General features: G+C 64.7%; 4 protein-coding genes. 2 read left to right on the top strand and 2 right to left on the bottom strand.

Annotated elements, in window-relative coordinates:
* The coding region (locus tag ACY69P_RS14415; RefSeq protein ID WP_462327973.1) for a metal ABC transporter permease at window positions 1-407 on the top strand (407 nt) is incomplete at its 5' end.
* An 86-nt stretch (window positions 408-493) separates the two neighbouring features.
* Here the strand turns inward: ACY69P_RS14415 and ACY69P_RS14410 are convergent.
* Window positions 494-1672, bottom strand: a complete 1179-nt coding sequence (locus tag ACY69P_RS14410) for a histidine kinase dimerization/phosphoacceptor domain -containing protein (RefSeq protein WP_462327972.1) — start codon at window positions 1670-1672, stop codon at window positions 494-496.
* A 149-nt stretch (window positions 1673-1821) separates the two neighbouring features.
* Window positions 1822-2436, bottom strand: coding sequence for a class I SAM-dependent methyltransferase (locus tag ACY69P_RS14405; RefSeq protein ID WP_462327971.1), 615 nt, complete (start codon window positions 2434-2436; stop codon window positions 1822-1824).
* Between the two features lie 249 nt (window positions 2437-2685).
* Here ACY69P_RS14405 and ACY69P_RS14400 point away from each other — a divergent pair, with 249 nt between their 5' ends.
* Window positions 2686-4296, top strand: coding sequence for an alpha/beta hydrolase (locus ACY69P_RS14400; RefSeq protein ID WP_462327970.1), 1611 nt, complete (start codon window positions 2686-2688; stop codon window positions 4294-4296).
* The last annotated feature ends 247 nt before the right edge of the window (window positions 4297-4543 follow it).

The raw sequence follows: 4543 nt of genomic DNA, 5'->3' as shown, positions 1-4543 counted from the left end.
TGCTGATTCTGTGCGTGACGCTGACGCTGTATAAGGACTTTGAGGCCATGTCCTACGATGGCACGTTTGCGGGCGTTCGCGGCGTGCCGGTGGTGGCGCTGCATTTTGTTCTGCTGGCGATGATTGGCGCATCCGTGGTGATGGTCATCCGCGTGGTGGGGCTTATCCTCGTCATTGCGCTGTTGTCCATTCCGCCGGGCATTGTTGTGCACCGCGCGCCGTCGCTGTTCTCCATGATGTGGCGGGCGGCGCTGTTGGCGGCGGGCTTTTGCGTGGCGGGGCTGGCGCTGGCGTATGTGTTTGACCTGACCTCCGGCGCGGCCATTATTGCCGTGGCGGTGGTTGTCTACGCCGTGTGCGGCCTTGGCGCGCGCGTGCAAAAGCGCCGCGCCATGAAGCGCCTGTAGCGGGCGGCGGTACTGAAACGACGTAAAACGGGCCGGGAGGCAATGCCTCCCGGCCCGTTTTGCGTTCTGTGGCGGAAGGAGCGGGGCTACACGCCAAAGCTGATGATAAAGGCGGTTCCGCTCTCTGTGCGGACCTCAAACTCGCCGTGCAGCTGGGTGACGAGGTTGACCACCAGTTGCATGCCGAGGGTTTCGGAGTCTTCGGGCACAAAGCCGCTTGGCAGCCCCGCCCCGTCGTCGCTGACGCGCAGTTCCACGCGCGAGCCGTTGGAGGCCAGCGACACGGTAAGGGTGCCGGATTCATCCTCACCCCATGCGTACTTGAGGGCATTGGTGACCAGTTCATTGATGATAAGGCTGGTGGGGATGGCGCTGTCCACGGGCAAATAGACGTCGTCGACTTGCAGGTCCAGCTGAATGGTGCGCTGGGGCGAGTGGTAGGTCTGCATCAGGTAGCCGACGAAATTGACGAGATACTCGTGGTAGTCGATGCGGGCGAGGTCCTGCGACTGGTAGAGCTTTTCATGCACGAGGGCCATGGATTTCACGCGGCTGCGGCTTTCCGTAAACACGGCGCGGGCGTGGTCGTCCTCAATGTGCTGGGATTGCAGGTAGAGCAGGCTGGAGATGATTTGCAGGTTGTTTTTGACGCGGTGGTGGATTTCCTTGAGCAGGACTTCCTTTTCGCGCAGGGAATCGATGAGGCGCTGCTCGGCGCGTTCACGCTCGCGCATTTGTTCGTTGAGGCGGTGGTTGGCTTCCAGCAGTTCGCGGGTGCGCAGTTCCACGTCGCGCTCCAGCTCCTCGCGGTAGCGGACGCGGCGGTGCAGATTTTTGGCGCGGGTGAGCGCCTTGGTGACGGAGCGCTCCAGAATGGACATGTCCTGAATGGGTTTGGTCACATAGTCCCACGCGCCAAGGCGCAGGGCCTCGATGGCGTCGTGCAAAATGCCCGTTCCGGAGACGACGATGACGGGCGTTAGCGGCGATTCACGCGTGACGCTGGCCAGCACGTCCAGTCCATCCACCTCCGGCATGCGCAGGTCCACCAGAATGAGGTCCGGCTGTTTATTGCGGAAGACGTCCAGACCAACGCGGCCGTTTTCGGCTTGCAGGACCTTGTATCCACAGTCCTCCAGAAAAGCCTGAATGCTTTCCCGGATCATGGCCTCGTCGTCAATGGTCAAAATGGTGATGCCGGCGGCTTGCTCACGGGTGAAAATGTCGCTGGCGGGCGTGGTGGACGTCATATCGGGGTCGCTCATTCTGTGTGCTCCTTGCGCGGTTGCAGACGAAGAACCTCAAGCCGGACCACGGAGTTATATGCGCCAGAGTCTACTGCATAGTGAAGAATGGAGTCAAAGCGTTTGTGGATGGCGGGCCTTCTGGGGCGCGGCCGGGAGCATGCGGCGCCTTACGGCTCCACGCGCGTGATAAGGGCGTGCAGCCAGCGCTGATGGCTGCGGCCGGGGCGCGTATCGGGTGTGGTCCACACCCGGTCAAGGCGCAGGGTGGGCTGGGCCTCCACAAGGCGGCGCATTCTGTCCTCGTCGCAGCGGGAGAAAAACAGCGTTCCGCCACGGGCCATGCCTTCGTCCGCGCCATATTTGAAGGAGACATACAGCGAGCCGCCAACAATAAGGGCCCGTCCTAGCCGCTCCAAGGCGGTGGGCAGGTCCGCATGGGGCACATGCAGCAACGAGGCATTGGCCCACACGCCGTCAAAGGCCTGTTGCCATGGAATGTCGTGAAAGGCGATGTGGTGCACCGGCAGGCCCGTGTTTGCGCGGGCTTCGGCCACCATGCTGGCGGAGGCGTCGCAGGCCGTGACATCATGCCCGCGCCGCAGGAAGACGAGGGCGTCGCGCCCGGAGCCGCATCCGGCGTCCAGTATGCGCGCTGGGCTTGGCAGGGCGGCGAGAAACGGCTCCCACGCGTGGGAGAGGTCAAGGTCTTTGGTCTCGGCCGTGAAGGTCTGGGCGTTGGCGTCGTAGTAATCTGTGACGTTCTTGTGGATGCGGTGGTTCATTGGCGTCTCCTGCGGGTCAGCATAGTGGCCCGGCTTTGGGGAGGCAAGGGCTGACTATGGCGCGCGCGGCGGCTGGGGAAGCTGGGCGCGGGTGGCCGCGAAGGGGCAGGATTTTCGCGGCGCGTGGCGCAACGGCGTGCAACATATGAAGATACTGCGCTTTATGCCGCTCTGGAACTGGTGTAGACTGGAGGGACCCGCGCCGGGTGCGGCATACCGCCGCGCCGCGCGCCGTGAAGGAGCGGCTGGATGCGTTGGCTTCGGATACTCTGCGCCGTGGCGTCCACGGCCCTGCATGTGACGGTGCTTGCCGCCGCCATCTGGCTCGCTGGCGTGGAGTTGCGGCTTATTCCCATGCGTCCGGACGTCTACACCGTGGACATTGTGGACCGCGTGCCGCCGCTGGTGGCCGAGGTCCAGCACCCTGCGACGCCGCCGGTCCCGCCGCCGCCAGAACCGCCTCAGGAGCAGACCACCGCCCATCCGGCGAAAAAACCCGTGACGGCGACGCCGCCACAGCCCCAGACACCGCCGCCCGCGCCGCGTCCGGCGGCGTCGTCCGAGCCCTCTGCGCCGCCATCCGCTCCGGCATCTGATCCCCCATCTGGCCCCCCATCTGTTCTGCCGGACACGGGGCCGCCGCAGCCCGGCGCTCCCAAGGCCGTGAGCAGCCATGGCGCCGCGTCTGCACCTCCTCCACCAAAGCCCGCCCCTTCACAGCCCGCACCAGATGACGGGCCCGCCATGCCCGGCGCTTACACCGACGAGGATGGAACCGTGCATGTAGGCGGCCTGCGCGGGTTTGCGGGATTCGCCCAAACCTTTGCGCTGGAGCGCTGCGGCGCGGATACCTTTGTGCCCGGCGATTATTTCGGCCACTACCACATGGGCGGTGAGCGTTTCGTCAGCATCATTGACGGCCGCGACGCCTTTGACGCCTTCTTGTTCTACGACTCGCAAACCGGGCTCTTCAAGGCGCTGCGGCGCGATGGGGAAATGGTTTTTGCCTACGGGGCCGACTTTTTGCCCGAGGAACCTGTGGAAGGCGTCGTGACCATCCTGCCCAAGAAGGACAGGTACAACAATCCGCTCATCAAAAAGCCCGCCCAGCTGATGTGGATGCCGCCGGATCCGCCCATGGAATACGGCACACGCATTACCTTTACGGAGGAGCCAATCACCATCACCAATGAGGGAGTGCGGCTTCAGGGCACCATCGTGCGCAGGCCGGATGTGCCCATTCGCGCGGCGTTTGTGCTGGTGCACTGTGAGCATTGCACCCCGCAGGAATCGGCCCTGTCCATGGCGCGTCTGCTGGCCCTGCGTGGGTGCGCGGTGCTGGTGTACGACGGGCGTGGATGCGGCGGGTCGGACGTGGTGACAGGTCCGCTGACCCGGGCACATCAGGTGAGCGACGCCCTCGCGGCGCACAGCGCCCTGCGCGCGGCGATGGAGTTGTCCGAATCCCGCGTCGGGCTGTGGGGAGACGAGGGCGGGGCCGAGCTGGCCCTGCTGGCGGCGAAGAAACTGGAGCAGGGCTTTTTGGTCTGCTCCCTTGTGACGCGCGGCCCAGCCCGCCGCACCGGGCAGGTGACATTGGCGCCGGAGGGGCTGAAGGTGCCGTCCTTGTGGCTTTGCGCCGGGCCGGACCCGGCGCAGTCGTGGCGGGAGTTGCGGCGGCGCCTTGGCGCGGTGGATGGGGCGTCGAGCCGTTTTGTTGCCCTTGGGGGGCTGCAGGATGCGGCGGCCCATCCGGAGACCGTGCTTCCTTTGCCCCTCCGGTATGGCGCGGCGTTTACCGGCTGGAGCGATAGGCAGGGCCTGCCGCGGCCCGTGTCGCGCCGGGTGCGCACCAAGTAAGGTGAGGGGCGCAGAGTGCGCCGCCTTGAGGCTGGTGTAGGGCGAAAAATGCGCCTTATCCTCGGGGTGAGGTGAGTGTTGCTGCGCATAGTCGCCTTATATAATCGGAAAACATCCTGTGGCATGCCTGGTGCTGTGAAGACAGGAAGAAGAAGCGCATGGACGCGTTTCTTCCCCATGCAGTCACAACAGCAAAGGAGGAACGCTATGCCTGGGTTCGATGGAACAGGTCCTCTTGGTCAGGGAC

Source organism: Desulfobaculum sp. (genome assembly GCF_054921475.1).
This window is presented reverse-complemented; position numbering and strand designations above follow the sequence as displayed.

Coding starts and splice junctions, on each gene's coding strand:
- ACY69P_RS14410 (WP_462327972.1), bottom strand. CDS start 1,672: ATGAGCGACCCCGATATGACGTCCACCACGCCCGCCAGCGACATTTTC.
- ACY69P_RS14405 (WP_462327971.1), bottom strand. CDS start 2,436: ATGAACCACCGCATCCACAAGAACGTCACAGATTACTACGACGCCAAC.
- ACY69P_RS14400 (WP_462327970.1), top strand. CDS start 2,686: ATGCGTTGGCTTCGGATACTCTGCGCCGTGGCGTCCACGGCCCTGCAT.